Source organism: Citrobacter sp. S55_ASV_140, from assembly GCF_018919505.1.
GTDB lineage: Bacteria > Pseudomonadota > Gammaproteobacteria > Enterobacterales > Enterobacteriaceae > Citrobacter > Citrobacter werkmanii.
Window position 1 is genome coordinate 1 of the sequence record NZ_JAHLQZ010000450.1, and the last position, 366, is coordinate 366.

At 48.4% G+C, this 366-nt stretch carries 1 tRNA gene and 1 rRNA gene; both read left to right on the forward strand.

Features of this window, described 5'->3' with window-relative positions:
• Positions 1-57: ribosomal RNA gene (locus tag KQJ18_RS24475) — 16S ribosomal RNA — on the forward strand; the annotation flags it as partial.
• 85 nt (positions 58-142) lie between these two features.
• Positions 143-218: transfer RNA gene (locus tag KQJ18_RS24480), tRNA-Glu, on the forward strand.
• Positions 219-366 lie beyond the last annotated feature (148 nt).

The window sequence follows — 366 nt, forward strand, 5'->3', positions numbered from 1 at the left end:
GGGGTGAAGTCGTAACAAGGTAACCGTAGGGGAACCTGCGGTTGGATCACCTCCTTACCTTAAAGAACCGACCTTTGTAGTGCTCACACAGATTGTCTGATGAAAAGTGAATAGCAAGGCGTCTTGCGATTGAGACTTCAGTGTCCCCTTCGTCTAGAGGCCCAGGACACCGCCCTTTCACGGCGGTAACAGGGGTTCGAATCCCCTAGGGGACGCCACTTGCTGGTTCGTGAGTGAAAGACGCGTACCCTGATATCTCAAAACTGGCTTGCGAGTCATGTTTGAGATATTTGCTCTTTAAAAATCTGGATCAAGCTGAAAATTGAAACGACACACTGTGTCTGTTCTCCGTAATAAGAACAGATA